Genomic DNA, 21,163 nt, shown 5'->3' with positions numbered 1-21,163 from the left:
GCGGTCGCGCCCCGGATCAGTCCAGGCCGAGGGCGAACGCCTGCTCGAGGTCGACGCTCGAGTAGGTGCGGAACGCGATGAGCGTCTCGGTGCGCAGCACGCCCGGGACCTTGGAGATGCCGTCCGCGATGACGGTCGCCAGCGCGTCGTGCTCGCGGACGCGCACCATGGCGACGAGGTCGGCCTTGCCCGTGACGGAGTAGACCTCGCTCACGCCCTTGAGCTCGGTCACCTCGTTCGCGACCTCGGGGATGCGGTCCGGTTCGGTGTCGATGAGCACGATCGCGGTCAGCATGCGGCCATCGTAGCCACGCGGGCCCTGACCTCGCCGGACGCCCACGCCAGGTCCGCGTGCGCGGCCGCGGACCGCACCGGGCAGGCCCACGGGTCGCTCACGTGCACCAGGCGGGTCCCGGGCTGGTCGAGCCAGCCGAGGACGAGCGCCGCCTCCTCGGGGTGGCACGCCGGGGCCGGCGGGACCGGCGGCTCGACCGCCTCCGCCGTCGCGCGCAGGGCGTCCACCACGGGCAGCGGGTCCTCGTCGGGGCGGGTCACGGCCGTCGCGGCGAGCCGCCCGTGCTTGACGACGACGAGCTCCCAGCCGCCCGACGCCGTCGCACGGGCGGCGACGATCTCGGCGCACCGCGCGAGCGGCGCGAGGCGCTGCGCCCGCCCGGCCCCCTGCACGAACGCCCGCAGCCGGGCCGTGACGTGGCCGGCCTCCTCGTAGCGCTGCTCGGCGGCGAGCCGCGCGATGCGCTCGGACAGCGCCCGCACGACGGGCGACGGGTCGCCCGTGAGCGCCTCGGCCGCGACCCGCGCGACCTCCGCGTACGCGTCGTCCGGGCCCTGCGTCGTCGTGCACGGGGCCGAGCAGCGCCCCATGCCCGCCAGCGCGCACGGGCTGCCCGCGACCCGCGCGACGCGGGGCAGCCGGGCCGTGCACTGCCGCAGCGGCAGGGCGTCGTGCAGCGCGTCGACCGCGTCCTGCGCGGCGCGCCGCGACCCGAACGGACCGATGTGCGGCGTCCCGTCCCGCACGTCACGGACCACCGACAGCCGCGGGTACGGCTCGTCGGTCAGCCGGACCCAGGCGTGGCGCTCCGGGTGCTTCGAGCGGCGGTTGTACCGGGGCGCGTGCTCGGTGATGAGCCGCAGCTCGCGCACCTGCGCCTCGAGCGGCGTCGCGCACACCACGGGAGTGACGGCGTGCGCGATGCGCACCATCTCGGTGATGCGGCGGCGCTTCTCGCCCGCCGTGAAGTACGTGCGCACGCGCTTGCGGATGTTGGTCGAGGTGCCGACGTAGAGGACCTCGTCGCCCGGGCCGCGGAACAGGTAGACGCCCGGGGCGTCCGGCAGCCCGTCGGCGAGGTGGCGCTTGCGCCGCACCTCGGGCGGCACCGGGTCGGCGGCGGTCGCGAGGTCCTCGAGGTGCGTCACGCCCAGCGGCGCGAGGCGCTCGAGCAGGCCGTGGAGCACGTCGACCGTCGCGCGCGCGTCGGCGAGCGCGCGGTGCTGCGGCGTCGTGCGGGCGCGGAAGAGCGCCGCGAGCGTGGACAGCTTGTGGTTGGGGGCCTCGTCGCGGGTGACGACGCGGCGCGCCAGCGGCACCGTGTCGACGACGCGGAAGCCCGGCCACGGGTACCCGAGGCGCTCGCACGCCGCGCGCAGGAAGCCGACGTCGTACGGGGCGTTGTGCGCCACGAGCACGGACCCGCGCGCGAACTCCAGGAAGCTCGGCAGCACGAGGGCGAGGTCGGGGGCGGTGGCGACCATCGCCGTCGTGATGCCCGTGAGCCGGGCGACGAACGCCGGCACGGGGTGGCCCGGGTTGACGAGCGACTGCAGCTCGCCGAGGACCTCGCCGCCGCGGACCTTCACCGCGCCGATCTCCGTGATGCCCGAGTCCTCGGTGCGCCCGCCCGTCGTCTCGAGGTCGACGACGACGAACGTCACGTCCCGCAGCGGCGTCCCCAGCTCCTCGAAGGACGGCTGGACGACGACGGGGGACGTGCTCGGCATGGCCCGGACCGTATCCGGACCTACCGACACGCCCCCCGTGCGCCGGGTCGAGCGCCCTCGTCAGCGGGCGGACGTCTCGCGGGTGTCCTCGTAGAGCTTGTCGATCTCCGCCGCGAAGTCCTTGACGAACACGTGGCGGCGCACGCTCTGCTTCGGCGTCAGGTAGCCGTTCTCGATCGTCAGGTCGCCGTCGAGCACCGCGAACTTGCGGATCGACTCGGCCTTCGACACGGCCTTGTTGGCCCGCGCGACGGCGGCGTCGAGCGCGGCGAGGACGTCCGGGTCGTCCTTCGCCTGCGCGGGCGTCATCTCCGGCTTGCCGTGCATCTTGAGCCAGCCCGGCAGCCCCTCGGCGTCGAGCGTGACGAGCGCGCCGATGAACGGGCGGTTGTCGCCCACGACGACGCACTGGCTGACGAGCGCGTGCGCGCGGATGCGGTCCTCGAGCACCGCCGGCGCGACGTTCTTGCCCGCCGCGGTGACGATGATCTCCTTCTTGCGCCCCGTGATGGTGAGGAAGCCGTCGTCGTCGAGCGTGCCGAGGTCGCCCGTGCGGAACCACTCGCCGTCGAACGCCTCGGCCGTGGCCTCGGGGTTGTTGTGGTAGCCGCGGAAGATGTGGATGCCGCGCAGCAGGATCTCGCCGTCGGGCGCGAGCTTGACGCCGCACCCGGGCAGCTGCGTCCCGACGGTGCCGATCTTCGTCGCGTCGGGCCGGTTGACGGACGTCGGCGCGGTCGACTCCGTGAGCCCGTAGCCCTCGAGCACCGTGAGGCCCAGGCCGCGGAAGAAGTGCCCCAGGCGCTCGCCGAGCGGGCCGCCGCCGGAGACGGCGTGCCTCGCCTGGCCGCCGAGGACCGCCCGCAGCTTGCTGTAGACGAGCTTGTCCGCGACCTTGTGCTGCACGTTCAGCCAGAGCGACGGCCCCTTGGGGGTGTCGAGGGCGCGCGACCACTCGATCGCCGTCGCCGCCGCCCAGTGGAAGATCTTGAGCTTGCCGCCGGCCGCGGCCTTCTGCTCGGCCGAGTTGTAGACCTTCTCGAACACGCGCGGGACCGCGAGGATGTACGTCGGGCGGAACGACTCCAGGCCCGCCGTGACGGTCTTGAGGTCGCCCCAGTGCCCGAGCACCGTGCCGGCGGCGATCGCGAGCACCTCGACGAAGCGCGCGAACACGTGCGCGAGGGGCAGGAAGAGCAGCGTGCGGCCGCCCTCGGTGAACACGGTCGGGACGGCCTCGACCGCGTTGACCGCGAGCGAGGCGAAGTTGCCGTGCGTCAGCTCGGCGCCCTTCGGGCGGCCCGTGGTGCCCGAGGTGTAGATGATCGTGGCCAGGTCGTCGAGGTTCGCGAGCGCGCGGCGGCGGGCGATCTCGTCGTCCGGCACGTCCGCGCCCGCGGCGACGAGCGCGTCGATCCCGCCCTGGTCGATCGTCAGCACCTCGCGCAGCGCGGGCGCGTCGTCGGACACCTCGGCCACGGTCGCCGCGTGATCCGGCGTCTCGACCACCAGCAGCCGCACGTCGGCGTCGGTGAGGATCCACTGGACCTGCTCGGCCGACGACGTCTCGTAGATGGGCACGGGGACCGCGCCGGCCGCCCACGCGGCGAAGTCGAGGAGCGTCCACTCGTACCGCGTCTTCGACATGATGCCGACGGCGTCGCCCGGCTCGACCCCCTTGGCGACCAGCCCCTTCGCCACCGCGACGACCTCGGCGTCGAACGCCGCACCCGTCAGGGGCGTCCACCCGCCGGCGCCGTCGGTGCGCTCGATGATCGTCGCGGCGGGGTCCTTGGCGACGCGCTGCGCGAGGACGTCGTTCATGTTCGACGTCGGGGGCAGCTCCACGAGCTGCGGGATGGTGATCTCGTCCATGCTGACTCCACTGGCAGGGCTGGTCCGTGGCCGTCACGATACCGGGTCTCAGGCCCGCCGTGTGACAGTCCTCACCGGGATCCGGACCGGTCGGCACGCGCGCGCTCCGGCATGACTAGTCTGGCCCCAGCGCGCCGATCGCGCAGTCCCTTCCGCCGCCGTGCGCGGCGGTCCCGACGGAGAATCGTGAGGACGTACGCATGCACGCCATCGGAGTCGACATCGGCGGCACCAAGATCGCCGTGGGCGTGGTGGACGAGGCCGGCAAGATCCTCGCCCAGGTCCGCCGCGACACCGACGCCGACGACGTGGCGGGCATCGACCGTGCGATCGCCGACGCCTGCGCCGAGCTGGCCAAGGAGCACGAGGTCGGCGCGATCGGCCTCGCCGCCGCCGGCTTCGTGAGCCCGGACCGCACCTCGGTCCTCTTCGCGCCCAACATCGCGTGGCGCGAGTACCCGCTCGCCGCCCGCGTCGGTGCGCTGCTCGACCTCGACGTCCCGATCGTCGTCGAGAACGACGCCAACGCCGCCGGGTGGGCCGAGTTCCGCTTCGGCGCCGCGCGCGACGCGACGGACATGCTCATGCTCACCGTCGGCACCGGGCTCGGCGGCGCGATCGTCGTCGACCGCGAGCTCGTGCGCGGCAAGTGGGGCGTGGCGGCCGAGGTCGGCCACATGCGCGTCGTGCCGGGCGGGCACTACTGCGGCTGCGGCCACGAGGGCTGCTGGGAGCAGTACGCGTCGGGCAGCGCCCTGACGCGCGACGCCCGCCACGCCGTGATCGCCCAGCCGCACCGCGCCGGGCGCCTGCTCGCGCTCGCGGGCGGCGACGCGGACGCCGTCACCGGCCCCATGGTCACCACGGCCGCCAAGGAGGGCGACGAGCTCTCGGTCGAGCTCCTGGCCAACCTCGGGCGCTGGGTGGGCGAGGGCGCCGCGTCCGTCGCCGCGCTGCTGGACCCCGAGCTCATCGTCGTGGGCGGCGGCGTCGGCGCCGCGGGCGAGCTGCTGCTCACGCCGATCCGCAAGGCCTACGAGTCCCAGCTCTCCGCGCTCGGGCACCGCCCGGTCGCCCAGATCGAACTCGCCGAGCACGGCAACGAGGCGGGCATCGTGGGCGCGGCCGACCTGGCCCGGCGCTGAGCGCCGGCGCACGCCCGTGCCGGCGCCGGCACGGGCGGCGGCCGCGCGGGGGTCAGACGACGGCGCCCGGGTCGGTGTCGTCCGGGTCGCGCCGGTGCGGCATGCGCCAGACGAGCACCGCGACGGCCCCGACGAACAGCGCCCCGCCGAGCGGCCCCAGCCAGGACGGCAGGGCGACCGCGGGCACGGGCGAGCGCAGCACGACGCCCAGCACCGTGAGCACCGGGACGCCGACCGCGAGCGTCCACGCGAGCGTCATCAGCGGGTCGTGCGACAGCACCGGCTCGGGCTCGGGCGGCGTGAAGTGGCTGTCGGCCTCCTCCAGCGCCTCGACCTCCGGCGTCGTGGGCCAGTCGCGCGGGCCGGCGGGCCGCGCCTGCGGCTCGGGCGTCACGGGCACGACGAGGCGGGCCGTGTCGGCGGGACCGCCGTCACGGTCGGCGTCGTCGTCGGCGCGCCCCGCGTCGCCGGGCACGTCCGGCTCGCCGAGCCGGTCGACGATCTCGGCCCAGCGTGCCTCGACGTCCTCGTCCGCGAGCGGCTCGGGCGACGGCGTCGCCGCCCGGTCGGGCTCGTCGCGGTCGCCGAGGTCTCCGGAGTCCGGGTTCGGTGCGGCCATGGGTTCACTCTATTGTCGTCTGCGACGCTTGGGGTGCCGGCGCGGTGCCGGAGCGTGCCCGCACGGGGTCGGCGAGGAGGACCGTTGTTCTACTGGGTGATGAAGCACGTGCTGGTCGGGCCGTTGCTCCGGCTGGCCTTCCGCCCGTGGACCAAGGGCGTCGAGAACGTCCCCGCCACCGGCGGTGCGATCCTCGCGAGCAACCACCTCGCCGTCATCGACTCGTTCGTGCTCCCGCTCGTGCTCGAGCGGCAGGTCCAGTTCCTGGGCAAGTCCGACTACTTCACGGGCACCGGCGTCAAGGGCCGGCTCGTGGCGGGCTTCATGCGCGGTGTCGGCACCATCCCGGTCGACAGGTCGGGCGGCAAGGCCAGCGAGGCCGCCCTGCGCACGGGCCTGCGGGTCCTGGCCGAGGGCGAGCTCTTCGGCATCTACCCCGAGGGCACCCGCAGCCCCGACGGGCGGCTCTACCGCGGGAAGACGGGCGTCGCACGCCTCGCGCTCGAGTCCGGCGCCCCCGTGATCCCGGTCGCGATGGTGGGCACCGACGTCGCGCAGCCGCTCGGCAAGGTCATCCCCAAGCCCATGCCGATCGGCGTCGTCATCGGCGAGCCGCTCGACTTCAGCCGGTACAAGGGCATGGAGAACGACCGCTTCGTCCTGCGCTCGGTGACCGACGAGATCATGTACGCGATCCTGCGCCTGAGCGACCAGGAGTACGTCGACGTCTACGCCGCGACCGCCAAGGCGCGCATCGCCGCGGGACTGCCGATCGACGCCAAGCCCGGCCGCCCCGCGGCGTCCCCGACACCCCCGACGCCCCCGGCGGCCGGTGAGACGGACGCCCGGTAGCCCTCGCGCTGCTCATAGGATGAGAGGGCTGTTCGTCCCCCAAACGAGAGGTAGCCCCTCATGTCGGTTCGTCGCGTGGCTCTCCTGACCGCCGGCGGCTTCGCCCCCTGCCTGTCGTCCGCCGTCGGCGGCCTCATCGAGCGGTACACCGAGCTCGACCCCTCGATCGAGATCATCGCCTACCAGTACGGCTACCACGGCCTGCTGACCGGCACCAAGATCGTGGTCGACGACGAGGGCCGCAAGAAGGCGGGCGTGCTGCACCGGTTCGGCGGCTCGCCGATCGGCAACTCGCGCGTCAAGCTGACCAACGCCGCCGACTGCGTCAAGCGTGGCCTGGTCGCCGAGGGTCAGGACCCGCTGCACGTCGCGGCCGAGCAGCTCAAGGCCGACGGCGTCGACGTCCTGCACACGATCGGCGGCGACGACACCAACACGACCGCGGCCGACCTCGCTGCCTACCTGCACGAGAACGGCTACGAGCTCACCGTCGTGGGCCTGCCGAAGACGATCGACAACGACGTCGTGCCGATCCGTCAGTCGCTCGGCGCGTGGACCGCGGCCGAGGAGGCCGCCGGGTTCGCGGCGAACATCATCGGCGAGCACCGCTCGGGCCCGCGCATGCTCATCGTGCACGAGGTCATGGGGCGCCACTGCGGCTGGCTCACCGCCGCGGCCGCCGCCGAGTACCGCACGTGGCTCGACGGGCAGGAGTGGGTGCCGTCCCTCGGCCTCACGCGCGAGCGCTGGGACGTCCACGCCGTGTTCCTTCCCGAGCTCGCGATCGACATCGACGCCGAGGCGGAGCGCCTCAAGGGCGTCATGGACGAGATCGGCAACGTCAACATCTTCCTGTCCGAGGGCGCGGGCATGCACGAGATCGTGGCCCAGCTCGAGGCGGCCGGCGAGGAGGTCCAGCGCGACCCGTTCGGCCACGTCAAGCTCGACACGATCAACCCGGGCCAGTGGTTCGCCAAGCAGTTCGCGGAGAAGCTGGGCGCCGAGAAGGTCATGGTCCAGAAGTCGGGCTACTACTCGCGCGCCGCGGCCGCGAACGCCGAGGACCTGCGCCTCATCAAGTCGATGACCGACTACGCGGTCGAGTGCGCGCTGCGCGGGGAGCCGGGAGTCATCGGCCACGACGAGGAGGACGGCGGCCGCCTCAAGGCCATCGCCTTCCCGCGCATCGCCGGCGGCAAGGCCTTCGACGTCTCGCAGGAGTGGTTCGCCGAGATGCTGTCGTCCATCGGCCAGCCGCTCGTGCCCGCCGCCCCCGCGGCGCACTGACGCGGGACGCACGATGAGCACCGCCGTCGACACCCCGACCTCGAGCAACGCACCGGAGGGCCTCGACCACTTCCGGACGCTCGAGGCGCGCCAGCAGCCCACGTGGCCCGACGCCGACGCGCTCGACGCCGTCGCGCGCCGGCTGTCCGTGGCCGCCCCGCTGGTCGTGCCGTCGGAGGCGGACACGCTCACGGAACGCCTCGCCGCGGCGGCCCGCGGCGAGGCGTTCCTCCTGCAGGGCGGTGACTGCGCCGAGACCTTCGCCGACGCGAACGCGACGCGCATCCGCAACAAGGTGCGCACGATCCTGCAGATGGCCGTGATCCTCACGCACGGGGCGAGCACCCCGGTGGTGAAGATGGGCCGGCTGGCCGGGCAGTACGCCAAGCCGCGCTCGTCGGACACCGAGACGCGCGACGGGGTCACGCTGCCCGCCTACCGCGGCGACATGGTCAACGGGCACGCGTTCACGCCCGAGGACCGCACGCCTGACCCGCGGCGCCTCGAGCAGGCGTACCGGATCTCGGCGGCCACCGCCAACGTCGTGCGCGCGTTCACCCAGGGCGGCTACGCCGACCTGCGCCGCGTGCACGAGTGGAACCAGGGGTTCATGCAGAACCCCGCGTACGCGCGCTACGAGCGCACCGCGACGGAGATCGACCGGGCGATCCGGTTCATGGAGGCGTGCGGCGCCGACTTCGACGCGCTGCGCACGGTCGAGTTCTACCTGTCGCACGAGGCGCTCATCCTCGACTACGAGCGGGCGCTGACCCGGATCGACGCGCGCACGGGCGCGGCGTACGACACGTCGGCGCACTTCCTGTGGATCGGCGAGCGCACGCGCCAGCTCGACGGCGCGCACGTCGACTTCCTGTCGCGCGTCGCCAACCCGGTCGGCGTCAAGCTCGGCCCGACGACGACGCCCGACGACGCGATCGCGCTCGCCGCCCGGCTCAACCCGGAGAACCGGCCGGGCCGCCTGACGTTCGTCACGCGCATGGGAGCGGGCCGCGTCCGGGACGTCCTGCCAGGCGTGGTCGAGAAGGTCACGGCCGCCGGCGTCGTCGTGACGTGGGTGACCGACCCGATGCACGGCAACACGATCACCTCGGCGAGCGGCTACAAGACGCGCCGGTTCAGCGACGTGCTCGACGAGGTCACCGGGTTCTTCGAGGTGCACCGCGCGCTCGGCACGGTCCCGGGCGGCCTGCACATGGAGCTCACGGGCGACGACGTGACCGAGGTGCTGGGCGGCAGCGAGGAGATCTCCGACGAGGGCCTCGCGCTGCGCTACGAGACGCTCGTGGACCCGCGGCTCAACCACCAGCAGTCGCTCGAGATGGCGTTCCGGGTCGCGGAGATGCTCACCGGCCGCTGAGCCCGGTCACCAGATCGTCAGCGTCACGGTCGAGCCCTGGGGCGCCTCGCCGGTCGTGTCCTGGAAGCGCACCGTGTCGAGCAGCCCTCCGAGGTACTTGTTCTCCTCGACCTCGAACCCGGCCTCCTCGAGCGCCGCACGGGCGGCGCCCGTGCGCATGCCGACGACGTCGGGCACGGCCACGATCGGGGGGCCCGCGGACAGCGTCAGCGTCACCGTGTCGGTGCGGTGCGCCTGGGCGCCCGCCTCCGGGTCCTGGCGCAGCACGTGGCCCTCGGCGACGTCGAGCGAGTGCTCCGGCTCGGCGAGCTCGACCTTCAGCCCGACGCTCTCGAGGTCCGCGACGGCGTCGTCCTTCGGCTTGCCGACCTGCTGGGGCACGGTCACGGGCGCCGGCCCGTCGGACACGGTGAGCGTGACGACGGTCGTGTGCGGCTGGACGGAGCCCTCGGGGACCGAGACGGCCATGACCTCGCCCTCGGGGACGGTGTCGTGGTGCTGCGGGCTCGGCTCGCCCACCTCGAACCCCGCGGCGCGCAGCGCGGCGGTCGCGTCCTGGTGCGTCGCGCCCACGAGGCCGTCCGGCACGGGGATCGTGCGGATGCCGCGCGAGACGACGAGGTGCACCTGCCCGTCGGTCCGGACCGGGTCGCCCGGCGCGGGCCGGGACTCGATGACGGTCCCCGCGGGCACCTCGTCGTGGTGCGACCGCGTGACCGTCGAGCCGAGCTCTGCGGCGGCCAGCACGTCGCGCGCGTCCTCGAGCGGGACGGCGACCACGCCGTCGGGCACGCGGGTCCACGCGCCGGGGCCGTCGGCGAACCACCACCACGTCCCCGCGGCGCCTCCCGCGACGAGCAGGAGCAGCGTCAAGGTCCAGGCGAGCGCCCGGCGCCGGCGCCGGCGGCGGGGAGGCGCCGCGGGGGAGTGCGTGCGGTCGGCCGCCGGACGGCCGGGGACGCGCGTCGTCGACTCCTCGACGAGCATCTCGGTGCGCTCGTCGGGCGCCGAGACCTCCTGGAAGAACGCGGCGGGGATCGCGTCGAGCCGGTCGGAGTCGATGCCGTCGGCCTCGGGGGAGTCGTCGCCCGCGTCGCCGGCCGGGCTGTCCGCGTCGACGGCGCCCGCGGTCGCGGGCAGGTCCGCGCGGCGGTCGAGGAGGTCGGGGTCGAGGCCTGCCCGCACCCGCTCGAGCGAGTCGAGCGCCGCGGCGGCGTCGGCCGGCCGCCGCCCGGGGTCACGTGCGGTGAAGGCGGCGACGAGCTCGTCGACCTCGGCGGGCAGCCAGGGGACCTCGCCCGAGGGGGCGGGGACGTCGTCGTGCACGTGGTGGAACGCGACCTGGATCGGCGTCTCGCCCGCGTAGGGGAGCGCGCCCGTGAGCATCTCGTAGGCGAGGATGCCGACCGCGTAGACGTCGGTCCGGGCGTCGCAGCCGCCCGTCGTGATGACCTCGGGCGCGAGGTACGCGACCGTGCCGAGGATCGTGCCGGTCGCGGTCGACGTCACCTCGGTGACCGCCCGTGCGAGCCCGAAGTCGGCGACCTTGACGTGGGCGCCGTCGGCGGTGATGAGCACGTTCTCGGGCTTGACGTCCCGGTGCACGAGTCCCTTGCGGTGCGCCGCCGCGAGCGCCGCCAGGACCTGCGCGAGCACGTCGAGCGTGCGGCCGAGCGTGAGGGTGCCCGACGAGCGCAGCTCGCGCCGCAGGTTCGTGCCCGGCACGTACTCCATCGTGAGGTAGCTCGTCTCGCCGTCGAGGCCCTGGTCGTAGACCGCGACGACGCCGGGATGCGTCAGCCGGGCGGCGGCGCGGGCCTCACGGCGGAAGCGCGAGACGAAGCTGGCGCCCTCGACGCCGTCGGCGAGGTGCGGGTGCATGATCTTGAGCGCGACCTCGCGGTCGAGACGCCGGTCGGTCGCCCGGTAGACCGTGGCCATCCCGCCGCGCGCGATGCGCGCGACGATCTCGTACCGCCCGTCGACCAGGCGGCCGAGGAGCGGGTCGGTCGTCACGGTGGCCACAGGCCAGAGTCTAGGTCGCGGCCGTAGGCTGGCCCGGTGAACGACACCCCTGACCGGTCCTCCGAGGCCTCCGACACGCTCCACGCCCTCGACGCGCTCGTCGGCGAGTGGCTGACCCTGCCCGACGTCGCCGAGGCGACCGGGCTCGACGTCGGCAAGGTGCGGCGTCTGGTCAACGAGCGTTACCTGGTCGGCGTCAGGCGGGGCGAGCGCGGCACCTTCCAGGTGCCCGCGGCGTTCCTCGTGCCGGCGACGGCGGGCGAGGCCGCCGGACCGTCCGCCGCGACCGAGGGCGCGCACGAGGTGCTGCCCACCCTGCGGGGCACCGTGCTGGTCCTCGCCGACGGCGGCTTCTCCGACGTGGAGATCCTGCGGTGGCTGTTCGACGTCGAGCCCGCGCTCGGCGAGGCGCCGATCGCCGCGCTGCGGGCCGGCCGGAAGTCGGCCGTGCGGCGGGTCGCGCAGACGCTGGGCTGAGGCCCGCGGGCGTCAGAACGCCCGGTCGACCGCCGCGCGCGCGAGCTCGGCGAGCACCGTGCGGCCGGGCTCGGCCAGGTCGGCGGCCGCGAGGGTGTCGAGCGCGCGGCGCGCCAGGGCGTCGATGAGCTCCTCGACTCCCTCGAGCGCCCCCGTGCGCACGATCGCGGCGCGCAGCGCGTCCACCGCGTGGTCGTCGAGCGCCGGGTCGCCGAGCCGGGTCGCGACGAGCGCGCGCTCGGCGTCGTCGGCCCCGGCCATGGTGCGGGCCATGAGCACGGTCCGCTTGCCCTCGCGCAGGTCGTCGCCCGCCGGCTTGCCCGTGACGGCCGGGTCCCCGAACACGCCGAGGACGTCGTCGCGCAGCTGGAACGCCTCGCCGAGCGGCAGACCGGCCGCGCCGATGGCGTCGAGCCGGTCGGCGGGGGCGCCCGCGAGCACGGCGCCGAGCGCGAGCGGCCGCTCGACCGAGTAGCGCGCCGACTTGGCGCGGATGACGGTCCGTGCGCGGTCCTCGTCGGCGGCCGGGTCGACGCCCCACGGCTCGGCCTGCACGAGCACGTCGAGGTACTGGCCGACGATCACCTCGCTCTGCATCGCGTCGAAGAGCTCGCGCGCGGCGCGGACGGTCGGGGTCGGCAGGGGCTCGAGCGCCTCGCCGAGCTCGCGCTGGCACGCCACCAGGCAGAGGTCGCCGAGCAGGATCGCGGCCGAGGCGCCGAACCGGTCCGCCCGCCCGGCCCAGCCGGCCTGCGAGTGACGGGCCTCGAACGCCCGGTGCGCCGTCGGGCGGCCGCGGCGGGTGTCGGAGGCGTCCATGACGTCGTCGTGCAGCAGCGCGGCCGCCTGGAACAGCTCGAGCGCGGCGCCCGCGCGCACCGCGGCGTCGCGGACGGGGCCCGGCTCCCCGGTGCCGCCGTGCGCGCGGTAGGACCAGTAGCAGAACGCCGCGCGCAGGCGCTTGCCGCCCTGAAGGAGCGCGGCGAGCTCGTCCGTCAGTGCGCGGGCCGACCCGCCGACGCCGGCCACCTCCTGGGCGAGCCGGTCGAGGTGGCGCCCGAGCGCCTCGTCGACGTCGTGGCGCAGGTTCTCGAGATCGACGAGCGACGCGGGGGACGGCATGGCCCCACCCTATGCGGGCTCAACCGGCCGTCGCGACGGACCCGCTGATCGTCGCCAGGCGCCGCTCGCCGTCGTCGAGCACGCCCACGAACAGCGTCTCGACCTGCGGTCCGGCGTCCTGCTCGGTCGTGCGCGTGAACGCGGTCTGGGCGGTCAGGCCCGTGACGGCGCTCGCCTCGGACTCGGTGAAGCCCGCCTCCGTGAGCCGTGCCGCGAGGTCGTCGACCACCTGCTGCGCGCTGCGCGGCGAGGCGAGGTTGAGCGTGACGTCGACGAGCCCGTCGTCGGTGGGTCGCGCGGAGCTCGCGAGGACCGTCGCGTCCTCGGGCACCGCCAGGAGCTCGAGCGGGAACCCGGGCGCGTAGTCGCCCACGGTCGTCGACGGGTCGAACGTGGGCAGCTCGGTCGGCTGCTCGACCGAGGGCGCGGGCGAGCCGGTCGCCGCGGGTCCGGGGGAGGGGTCGCCGGCGCCCGCGTCGCATCCCGCGAGCACCAGCGCGGCCGCGACGGCGACGACGAGGGGCAGCGGCACGGCGCGGTGCGGTTCGGCGAGCACGGGCCCACCGTAGCGGCGCAGGTCGGCGCGCGTGCCGCGTCGCGCCCGCGCGAGCCGAGCCACGGAGGCCGCCCCCAGGTCCGCGCCGTCCACACCGCCGCGCCGGGCGGCGGACGCGGCACCGCCCGGCGCGCTGGGATCGCCGCATGACCTCAGCGACCCTCCCCGAGACCTCCCCCGTCCGGCTGCGCTCGCCGCGAGACGTGCTGGCCGCCGTGCCCTACCTGCTCGGGTACCGGCCGGCCGAGTGCGTCGTCGTGGCGGGCGTGGCCCCCGACGGGCGCCTGCCCCTGCTCGCCCGTGCCGCCCTCGACGACCTCGCCCACCCCGACGACGGCGAGCGGGTGGTCCGGACGCTCGCGTCGCGCACCGCCGACGTCGGGGTCGACCGCTCCGTCGTGGCCGTCTGGAGCGCGCGCGGCGTCGAACCGGGCACGCCCCTGCGCCGTGGGGTCGACCGGCTCGTCGACGCGCTCGACGCCGTGGCCGACGTCGACCCGTGGCTCGTCACCCCGCACGGCTACCGCGGGCTCGACTGCGACGACCCGACGTGCTGCCCGCCCGAGGGCCACCCGCTCGACCAGCTCGCAGCCGGCGAGGTGAGCGCCGCGTTCGTGCTGTCGGGGCGCGCGGTGGCCCGCACGCAGGCCGAGGCCTTCAGGATCGCGCGCGCCCCGGACGCGTCCCGCGCGCTCGCGGGCCGTGCGGCGTCGCGGTGGGAGCGGGCCGGCGAACGGGCCCGGGCCGGCGGCGCGAAGGCGCGGTGGCGCAGCGAGGGGCTCGCGGCCTGGGACGAGGCGCGGCGGCACGCGGCGACCGAGCTGCGGGTCGACGGCTCCGCGGGCGTCGCCGCGGGCGGGGTGCGGCTGCCGCCCGCGCTGCTCGGCCGGATCGGGGCGGCGCTCGCGGACACCACGGTGCGCGACGCGGTGCTGCTCACCCTCGTGCCCGGCGCGGAGCAGGCGGCGCACCGCACCGCCGGCGGTGCGTCCGCGGACGAGGTCGGCGCGGCGACCGCCGACGCGGTCGCGCGCGTCGTCGACCCCCGGGTCGCGGTCCTGCCCGACGAGGACGTGGTCGGTCCCGCCCGCGCCGTGCTCGAGGCGGTCGTCGCGCACGTGGCCCGCCGGCACCAGGCGCCCGCGCTCACGCTGCTCGCCCTGCTCGCCTGGTGGCGGGGCGACGGCGGGCTCGCCGCGCACCGGGTCCAGGCCGCGCTCGCGCTCGACCCCGGTCACCGGCTCGCCGTGCTCGTGCGCAGCGTCCTCACCGCCGGCCTGCCGCCCGGGTGGGTCCGCCGCGCGGCCGCCCGTGCGCGCGGCGCGGCGCCGTCCGACCGGCCGTCCGACGGGCCGTCCGACGAGCTTGGTGAGGCGCGCGGTGACCGGTCCGCGGTACCGCCGACGCGCGAGCCGGGGGTCGGGTAGCGTGCCCCCATGGCGATCGTCGTCGGACACCTCAGCACACCGGAGGGCCAGGAGGCGCTCACCACCGCCGTCACCGAGGCCAGGCAGCGGGACGTGCCGCTCGTCGTCGTGACGAGCGCGGGGCGCGGGGACGACGCCGACCGCGCGGCGGCCATCGCGTCGCTCGAGTCGCACCTCGCGAACGCGGGCGTGCAGCACTCGGTCGTGGCCGGGACGGGCGACCTCGCCGAGGACCTGGTGCGCGTCGCGGCCGAGTCCGACGCGGAGCTCATCGTGATCGGGCTGCGCCGCCGCAGCCCCGTGGGCAAGCTCATCCTCGGCTCCGGCGCGCAGCGGATCCTGCTCGAGTCGCCGTGCCCCGTTCTGGCGGTCAAACCGTGAGGAGCGGGAATCTTCCGGGCGCCCCCCTCGTTGGACACTGAGACCGACGTACGCGCCGGGTCGACGCGCCGCGAGTGCCGTCGTCGTTCCCGGCGCGCGCAGGCGGCGCCGGTACAATATCGGTGTCCGCTCGAGCCTCGACGGTCTGAGTCCCTGGCCCTGACGGCGGAGCACCGCCCCCTCGATTGCCGAAAGGTCGGTTTGTGGCGTCCACCACGCAGAACCCCGCGCTTCCCCGAGAGTTCGAGCACCCTGCGCTCCAGGAGCTCCTGACCCGAGGGACGGCGGCCGGCCGCGTCGACGCGGAGAGCTTCCGGTCGGCGTGCGAGGCCGCTGCCGTGACCGAGCCCAAGCGGCTCAAGGCCGTGCTGCGCGCGCTCGCCCTGGCGGGCGTCGACGTCGCCGTGCCCGCGGGCACGAAGGTCGCGGCCGCCGCCGCTCCGCGCGCCACCTCGACCCGTGCCAAGGCCCCCGCGGCCAGGACGGCCACGAAGTCCGCGGCCGCGCCGTCGCGCGCCGCCGAGGCGTCCGACGCCGCGGGCGTCGCCGACGAGGCCGAGCAGGCGGAGCCGGAGGCCGCCGCCCCGGCGCGCAAGACGACCCGCGCGGCGGCGTCCAGGACGAAGACGGCCGCGCCGAAGTCGACCGCCAAGCGCGGCAAGGCGAAGGCCAAGGACGAGGACGAGGTCGAGATCGCGGACGGCGTCGTCGAGGAGGACGTCGACCTCGACGTCGACGTCGCCGACCTCGAGCCCGACGACGCCGAGGTGGTCGCCGAGGAGGTCGCCGCGCCCGCCGCGAAGGGCGACAAGCCCCGTGCCGCGAAGGGCGACGACGAGGACACCGGCTTCGTCGTGTCCGACACGGACGACGAGGACCAGCCGGCGCAGCAGGTCGTCACCGCGGGCGCCACGGCCGACCCGGTCAAGGACTACCTCAAGCAGATCGGCAAGGTCGCGCTGCTGAACGCCGAGCAGGAGGTCGAGCTCGCCAAGCGCATCGAGGCCGGTCTGTTCGCCGAGGAGCGTCTGTCGAAGGAGTTCGGCGAGGGCTGGGACAAGACCAAGGCCTCGGCCGAGGAGCGCCGCCTGTACCGCGACCTGCAGTGGATCGCGCACGACGGCAAGCGCGCCAAGAACCACCTGCTCGAGGCGAACCTGCGCCTCGTCGTCTCGCTCGCCAAGCGCTACACGGGCCGCGGCATGCTGTTCCTGGACCTCATCCAGGAGGGCAACCTCGGTCTGATCCGCGCGGTCGAGAAGTTCGACTACACCAAGGGCTACAAGTTCTCGACGTACGCCACGTGGTGGATCCGCCAGGCGATCACGCGCGCGATGGCCGACCAGGCCCGCACCATCCGCATCCCGGTGCACATGGTCGAGGTCATCAACAAGCTCGCGCGCGTCCAGCGGCAGATGCTCCAGGACCTGGGCCGCGAGCCCACGCCCGAGGAGCTCGCCAAGGAGCTCGACATGACGCCCGAGAAGGTCGTCGAGGTCCAGAAGTACGGCCGCGAGCCCATCTCGCTGTCCACCCCGCTCGGCGAGGACGGCGACAGCGAGTTCGGCGACCTCATCGAGGACTCCGAGGCCGTCGTGCCCGCGGACGCCGTGTCGTTCACGCTCCTGCAGGAGCAGCTGCACCAGGTCCTCGACACGCTCTCCGAGCGCGAGGCCGGCGTGGTGTCCATGCGGTTCGGGCTCCAGGACGGCCAGCCGAAGACGCTCGACGAGATCGGCAAGGTCTACGGCGTGACCCGCGAGCGGATCCGCCAGATCGAGTCGAAGACCATGTCGAAGCTGCGGCACCCGTCGCGCTCGCAGGTCCTGCGCGACTACCTCGACTGAGTTCGACCGACGCGCTCGGCAGCATGACGAAGGGCTCCCCGGCACCGCCGGGGAGCCCTTCGTCGTGCCGGCGTCAGGCGACGACGTCCCAGCGCGCCGACGGGGCGAGCACGCCGTCCGGGTCGTAGGCCCGCCGCAGCGCCACCAGACGCGCGTACGTGTCGTCGCCCCAGGCGCGGCGCAGGGCCGTCGACGACGCCTCGTCCCGCGCACCGGCGAGGTTGACGAGCGCGCCTCCGGTGCTCCACGGCGCGAGCGCGTCGAGCACGGCGCCGACGGCGGCCGCGGCGCCGGGCGGCCCGGCGGGCGCGGCCGGGGTCGCCACGAAGAACGAGAACGCGGCGTCTCGCCCGGCGATCGCCGACGGGACCAGGGGAGCGCGGCGCATGGCCCCGCCCAGGAGCCGGATCTCGGCGAGCATGACGGGGGAGCCGGGCGGCGTCGCGGCGCAGAACGCCTCGACCGCCGCGGCCGGGAGCTCGGCCAGCGTGAGGCCGCGGTCGACCATCGGCATCGGGTGCGGCGGGTCGGAGTGGACCTCGCCGATGCGGGCGTACGGCAGGTCGCCGACGGTGTCGACCAGCGGGGCGGGCATCGCCTCGCGCAGCTCGCCCAGCAGGGCGTCGGCCTCCGGCCCGGGCCCGACGTGGGCGAACCGGAGCGCCACGACCGAGCGGCCGGACAGGACCGGCGGCAGCGCCGGGTCCGGCGGCAGCTCGAGGCGCGCGACCGACGTCGTGACCGACTCCGGCAGGTCGGCGACCCAGCGCCGCCACGCGTGCAGCACCTCGGCGGCGTGCGCGGCGTCGAACCACAGCGCGCCGGCCCGCAGCGCCGGCAGGTCGACGAGGCCGAGGGTCAGCGCCGTCACGACGCCGAACGCCGCACCGCCGCCCCGCACGGCCCAGAACAGCTCGGGGTTCTCGTCGGGTGCCGCGACGACCGCGCGCCCGTCGGGCGTCACGAGCTCGACCGACTCGACGTGGTCGGCCGTGAAGCCGAAGGTCCGGGCGACCGGCCCGGTGCCTCCGCCGAGCGTGTAGCCGACCACGCCCACGTCGGGCGACGAGCCGCACAGGCCCGCGAGGCCGTAGGGCGCCGCGGCGTCGAGCACCTGGCGCCAGCGCACGCCCGCGCCGACCCGCACCGTGCGTGCGCGCGGGTCGAGCCGCAGCTCCTGGAGACGCGAGGTGTCGAGCAGGACGGTGTCCGGGCCGGCGGCTGCGGCGCCGTGACCCGTCGCGCGGACCGCGACCCGCAGGCCCGTCGCGCGCACGGTGCGCACGGTGCGCGCGACGTCGTCGGCGCTCGCGGCCATGACGACCGCGACGGGCGTGTGCCGCACGGCGAGGTTGTAGCCGGGCAGGGCGGCGTCGAACGCCGGGTCGCCGGGCAGCAGCAGCTCGCCGTCGAGCGCGGGCGCGAGCCGGCGCGCGAGCGGGTCGGCGGCCTCCGAGGTGGTGGTCATGGGCTCTCCTTCGGGTCGTGTCACCGTCGAGGAGGGAGGCGGCAGGGCCCGGTCCGTGACCACCCGCACGCGGTCACGCGCAGGTTTCACCCGCGCGGCGGCGCGCGACGCCGCGCGCCCGCACGGGGCCGGACGCACGCGAGGCCCCGCACCGTGCGGTGCGGGGCCTCGGTCGGGCGTGGTCGCGGGTCAGCGAGCGCCGTGCTCGGCGTGCAGGCGGTCGGTCTCGTCCTGGACGTGGACCGCGACACCGGTGTAGGCGTCGGCGTGGGCACGGGCGTGGTGGCCGCAGAAGAGGAGCTCTCCGACGGGCAGGACCACGCGCACGTACGCCTGCGCGCCGCAGCGGTCGCAGCGGTCGGCGGCGGTCAGCGGTTCTGTCGTCATGGTGGTCACGACATCATCCAACCATCTACGGCCAGGATCCTTCCCGCCGACCGGGTGAGGTTCGCTGCCGGCATAGCGACGTCGCTCACGATCGGGGCCGTCGGCGGAGCGCCTGCGCGGGCGTGTCGGCGCGCTCGTCTACCCTCGTTGCCGTGACTGCCACGTCCGAGTCCGGGTACACCGCACGCCACCTGTCCGTCCTCGAGGGCCTCGAGGCGGTGCGCAAGCGACCCGGCATGTACATCGGGTCGACCGACTCGCGCGGACTCATGCACTGCCTGTGGGAGATCATCGACAACTCGGTCGACGAGGCCCTCGGCGGCCACGCCTCGACGATCCGCGTGGTCCTGCACGCCGACTCCTCGGTCACGGTCGAGGACGACGGCCGCGGCATCCCCGTCGACGCGGAGCCCAAGACGGGCCTGTCGGGCGTCGAGGTGGTCTTCACCAAGCTCCACGCGGGCGGCAAGTTCGGCGGCGGCTCGTACACGGCCTCGGGCGGTCTGCACGGCGTCGGCGCGTCGGTCGTCAACGCGCTGTCCGCACGGCTCGACGTCGAGGTCGACCGCGGCGGCAAGACGCACCGCATGACGTTCCACCGCGGCGAGCCGGGCATCTTCGACGACCCGCGCACGGGCCCGACGCCGGACGCCCCGTTCACGCCGTTCGTCGACCACAGCGAGCTCACGGTCGTCGGGAAGGTGCCGCGCGGGCGCACCGGCACCCGCGTCCGCTACTGGGCGGACCGGCAGATCTTCCCGAAGTCGGCCGTCTTCAGCTACGACGAGCTCGTCACGCGCGCCCGGCAGACGACGTTCCTCGTGCCGGGCCTCGAGATCACGGTCCGCGACGAGCGCGGCCTTCCGGGCACGCCCGGCGAGAACGGCCCCCACGAGGAGGTCTTCAAGCACACCGGGGGAGCGGTCGACTTCGTCGAGTTCCTCGCGCCCGACACCCCCGTCACGGCGACGTGGCGCCTGCAGGGCACGGGCCACTTCACGGAGACCGTGCCGGTGCTCGACTCGCGCGGCCACATGTCGCCGCAGGAGGTGCAGCGCGAGTGCGAGGTCGACATCGCGCTGCGGTGGGGCACGGGCTACGAGACCGAGGTCCGCTCGTTCGTCAACATCATCGCGACGCCCAAGGGCGGCTCCCACCTGTCGGGGTTCGAGCAGGGCCTGCTCAAGACGGTGCGCAAGCAGGTCGAGGTCAACGCGCGCCGGCTCAAGGTCTCGACCAAGGACTCGGCCGAGCGCATCGAGAAGGACGACGTGCTCGCGGGCCTGACCGCCGTCGTGACGGTCCGTCTGGCCGAGCCGCAGTTCGAGGGGCAGACGAAGGAGGTCCTCGGCACGGCGCCCGTGCGCGGCATCGTCGCGCGCGTCGTCGAGAAGGAGCTCGGCGCCCTGCTCACGTCGTCCAAGCGTGACGACAAGGCGCAGGCGGCGCTGCTCCTCGACAAGGTCGTGGCCGAGATGCGCGCGCGGGTGACCGCACGCAAGCAGAAGGAGATCTCGCGCCGCAAGAACGCGCTCGAGACGTCCTCGCTGCCCGCCAAGCTCGCCGACTGCCGCAGCGACGACGTCCGGCGCAGCGAGCTGTTCATCGTCGAGGGCGACAGCGCGCTCGGCACCGCCAAACTCGCCCGCTCGAGCGACTTCCAGGCGCTGCTGCCGATCCGCGGCAAGATCCTCAACGTCCAGAAGGCGTCGATCAGCGACATGCTGCGCAACGCCGAGTGCGCGGCGATCATCCAGGTCATCGGCGCCGGCTCGGGCCGGTCCTTCGACCTCGAGGCGGCCCGCTACGGCAAGATCGTGCTCATGACGGACGCCGACGTCGACGGCGCCCACATCCGCACCCTGCTGCTCACGCTCTTCTACCGGTACATGCGCCCGCTGGTCGAGGCCGGCCGCGTGTTCGCCGCCGTGCCGCCGTTGCACCGCATCGAGGTGATCGGCAGCGGCAAGCGCAAGAACGAGTACATCTACACGTACTCCGAGGCCGAGCTCACCGCGACGCTCAAGCGGCTCGACAAGGCCGGGCGCCGGTACAAGGAGGACATCCAGCGGTACAAGGGTCTCGGCGAGATGGACGCCGACCAGCTCGCGGAGACGACGATGGACCCCCGTCACCGGACGCTGCGCCGCGTGACGGTGCAGCACGCGGAAGCCGCGGAGCGCGTCTTCGAGCTGCTGATGGGGTCGGACGTCGCGCCGCGCAAGGAGTTCATCGTCGCGGGCGCGCACGAGCTCGACCGGTCGAAGATCGACGCCTGACCTGTGCCGTCCG

The 21,163-nt window shown here is 74.8% G+C and carries 18 protein-coding genes; 9 read left to right on the top strand and 9 right to left on the bottom strand.

Going from position 1 to position 21,163, the window contains the following annotated elements:
• Window positions 1-16: 16 nt before the first annotated feature.
• Genes ISOVA_RS09175 through ISOVA_RS09165 form a run of 3 tightly spaced genes read right to left on the bottom strand, consistent with a single transcriptional unit; the run spans window position 17 to window position 3,900 of the window.
• On the bottom strand, window positions 17-295 hold the full coding sequence (locus ISOVA_RS09175) for an Lrp/AsnC family transcriptional regulator (RefSeq protein WP_013838958.1): 279 nt from the start codon (window positions 293-295) through the stop codon (window positions 17-19).
• Window positions 289-2,025 (bottom strand): DEDD exonuclease domain-containing protein, encoded by a 1,737-nt coding sequence (locus tag ISOVA_RS09170; protein ID WP_013838957.1) that lies wholly within the window; start codon window positions 2,023-2,025, stop codon window positions 289-291. Before ISOVA_RS09170 ends, ISOVA_RS09175 begins: the two co-directional genes overlap by 7 nt.
• Before the next feature lie 60 nt (window positions 2,026-2,085).
• The gene (locus ISOVA_RS09165; protein WP_013838956.1) at window positions 2,086-3,900 is read right to left on the bottom strand and encodes an AMP-dependent synthetase/ligase; all 1,815 of its coding nucleotides are present in this window, start codon (window positions 3,898-3,900) and stop codon (window positions 2,086-2,088) included.
• A gap of 200 nt (window positions 3,901-4,100) precedes the next feature.
• On the opposite strand from ISOVA_RS09165, the gene ISOVA_RS09160 reads away from it, so the two are divergent.
• A complete protein-coding gene (locus tag ISOVA_RS09160) occupies window positions 4,101-5,045 on the top strand; it encodes an ROK family glucokinase (RefSeq protein WP_013838955.1) in 945 nt (314 codons plus the stop codon).
• Window positions 5,046-5,097: 52 nt separating this feature from the next.
• Here the strand turns inward: ISOVA_RS09160 and ISOVA_RS15515 are convergent, their stop codons facing one another.
• Window positions 5,098-5,664 (bottom strand): hypothetical protein, encoded by a 567-nt coding sequence (locus tag ISOVA_RS15515; RefSeq protein ID WP_013838954.1) that lies wholly within the window; start codon window positions 5,662-5,664, stop codon window positions 5,098-5,100.
• Between the two features lie 84 nt (window positions 5,665-5,748).
• Between ISOVA_RS15515 and ISOVA_RS09150 the strand changes: the two genes are divergently transcribed.
• The 3 genes from ISOVA_RS09150 to ISOVA_RS09140 are packed head-to-tail and all read left to right on the top strand — an operon-like array spanning window position 5,749 to window position 9,181.
• Window positions 5,749-6,516 carry a lysophospholipid acyltransferase family protein gene (locus tag ISOVA_RS09150; RefSeq protein WP_013838953.1) on the top strand — a complete coding sequence of 256 codons (768 nt, stop codon included), beginning with the start codon at window positions 5,749-5,751 and terminating at the stop codon, window positions 6,514-6,516.
• A 60-nt stretch (window positions 6,517-6,576) separates the two neighbouring features.
• Window positions 6,577-7,803 (top strand): pyrophosphate--fructose-6-phosphate 1-phosphotransferase, encoded by a 1,227-nt coding sequence (locus tag ISOVA_RS09145; RefSeq protein WP_013838952.1) that lies wholly within the window; start codon window positions 6,577-6,579, stop codon window positions 7,801-7,803.
• 13 nt (window positions 7,804-7,816) lie between these two features.
• Entirely contained in the window at window positions 7,817-9,181 is a 1,365-nt protein-coding gene (locus tag ISOVA_RS09140; RefSeq protein ID WP_013838951.1) for a class II 3-deoxy-7-phosphoheptulonate synthase, read from the top strand.
• A 6-nt stretch (window positions 9,182-9,187) separates the two neighbouring features.
• Here ISOVA_RS09140 and pknB read toward each other — a convergent pair whose 3' ends face one another.
• A complete protein-coding gene (pknB, locus tag ISOVA_RS09135; protein ID WP_013838950.1) occupies window positions 9,188-11,206 on the bottom strand; it encodes a Stk1 family PASTA domain-containing Ser/Thr kinase in 2,019 nt (672 codons plus the stop codon).
• Between the two features lie 36 nt (window positions 11,207-11,242).
• Between pknB and ISOVA_RS09130 the strand changes: the two genes are divergently transcribed.
• Window positions 11,243-11,683: an Rv2175c family DNA-binding protein gene (locus ISOVA_RS09130; RefSeq protein ID WP_013838949.1), complete on the top strand. Its 441-nt coding sequence runs from the start codon at window positions 11,243-11,245 to the stop codon at window positions 11,681-11,683.
• Between the two features lie 12 nt (window positions 11,684-11,695).
• On the opposite strand, the gene ISOVA_RS09125 is transcribed toward ISOVA_RS09130, so the two are convergent.
• Together ISOVA_RS09125 and ISOVA_RS09120 are read right to left on the bottom strand one after the other, a co-directional pair.
• Entirely contained in the window at window positions 11,696-12,805 is a 1,110-nt protein-coding gene (locus ISOVA_RS09125; RefSeq protein WP_013838948.1) for a polyprenyl synthetase family protein, read from the bottom strand.
• Between the two features lie 19 nt (window positions 12,806-12,824).
• Complete coding sequence (locus ISOVA_RS09120) at window positions 12,825-13,361, bottom strand: hypothetical protein (protein WP_143762094.1); 537 nt, start codon at window positions 13,359-13,361, stop codon at window positions 12,825-12,827.
• A gap of 146 nt (window positions 13,362-13,507) precedes the next feature.
• On the opposite strand from ISOVA_RS09120, the gene ISOVA_RS09115 reads away from it, so the two are divergent.
• The 3 genes from ISOVA_RS09115 (at window position 13,508) to ISOVA_RS17250 (ending at window position 17,016) form a co-directional block, all read left to right on the top strand.
• Window positions 13,508-14,788, top strand: a complete 1,281-nt coding sequence (locus ISOVA_RS09115) for a DUF4192 domain-containing protein (protein ID WP_013838946.1) — start codon at window positions 13,508-13,510, stop codon at window positions 14,786-14,788.
• Between the two features lie 9 nt (window positions 14,789-14,797).
• Window positions 14,798-15,169 (top strand): universal stress protein, encoded by a 372-nt coding sequence (locus ISOVA_RS09110; protein WP_013838945.1) that lies wholly within the window; start codon window positions 14,798-14,800, stop codon window positions 15,167-15,169.
• Between the two features lie 203 nt (window positions 15,170-15,372).
• The gene (locus tag ISOVA_RS17250; protein WP_013838944.1) at window positions 15,373-17,016 is read left to right on the top strand and encodes an RNA polymerase sigma factor; all 1,644 of its coding nucleotides are present in this window, start codon (window positions 15,373-15,375) and stop codon (window positions 17,014-17,016) included.
• Window positions 17,017-17,089: 73 nt separating this feature from the next.
• Here the strand turns inward: ISOVA_RS17250 and ISOVA_RS09100 are convergent, their stop codons facing one another.
• Complete coding sequence (locus ISOVA_RS09100) at window positions 17,090-18,484, bottom strand: FAD-binding oxidoreductase (RefSeq protein WP_013838943.1); 1,395 nt, start codon at window positions 18,482-18,484, stop codon at window positions 17,090-17,092.
• Between the two features lie 189 nt (window positions 18,485-18,673).
• Window positions 18,674-18,871 carry a DUF7455 domain-containing protein gene (locus tag ISOVA_RS09095; RefSeq protein ID WP_013838942.1) on the bottom strand — a complete coding sequence of 66 codons (198 nt, stop codon included), beginning with the start codon at window positions 18,869-18,871 and terminating at the stop codon, window positions 18,674-18,676.
• A gap of 152 nt (window positions 18,872-19,023) precedes the next feature.
• On the opposite strand from ISOVA_RS09095, the gene ISOVA_RS09090 reads away from it, so the two are divergent.
• Complete coding sequence (locus ISOVA_RS09090) at window positions 19,024-21,150, top strand: DNA gyrase/topoisomerase IV subunit B (protein WP_013838941.1); 2,127 nt, start codon at window positions 19,024-19,026, stop codon at window positions 21,148-21,150.
• Window positions 21,151-21,163 lie beyond the last annotated feature (13 nt).

The sequence above is a fragment of the Isoptericola variabilis 225 genome, from assembly GCF_000215105.1.
GTDB lineage: Bacteria > Actinomycetota > Actinomycetes > Actinomycetales > Cellulomonadaceae > Isoptericola > Isoptericola variabilis_A.
This window is presented reverse-complemented; position numbering and strand designations above follow the sequence as displayed.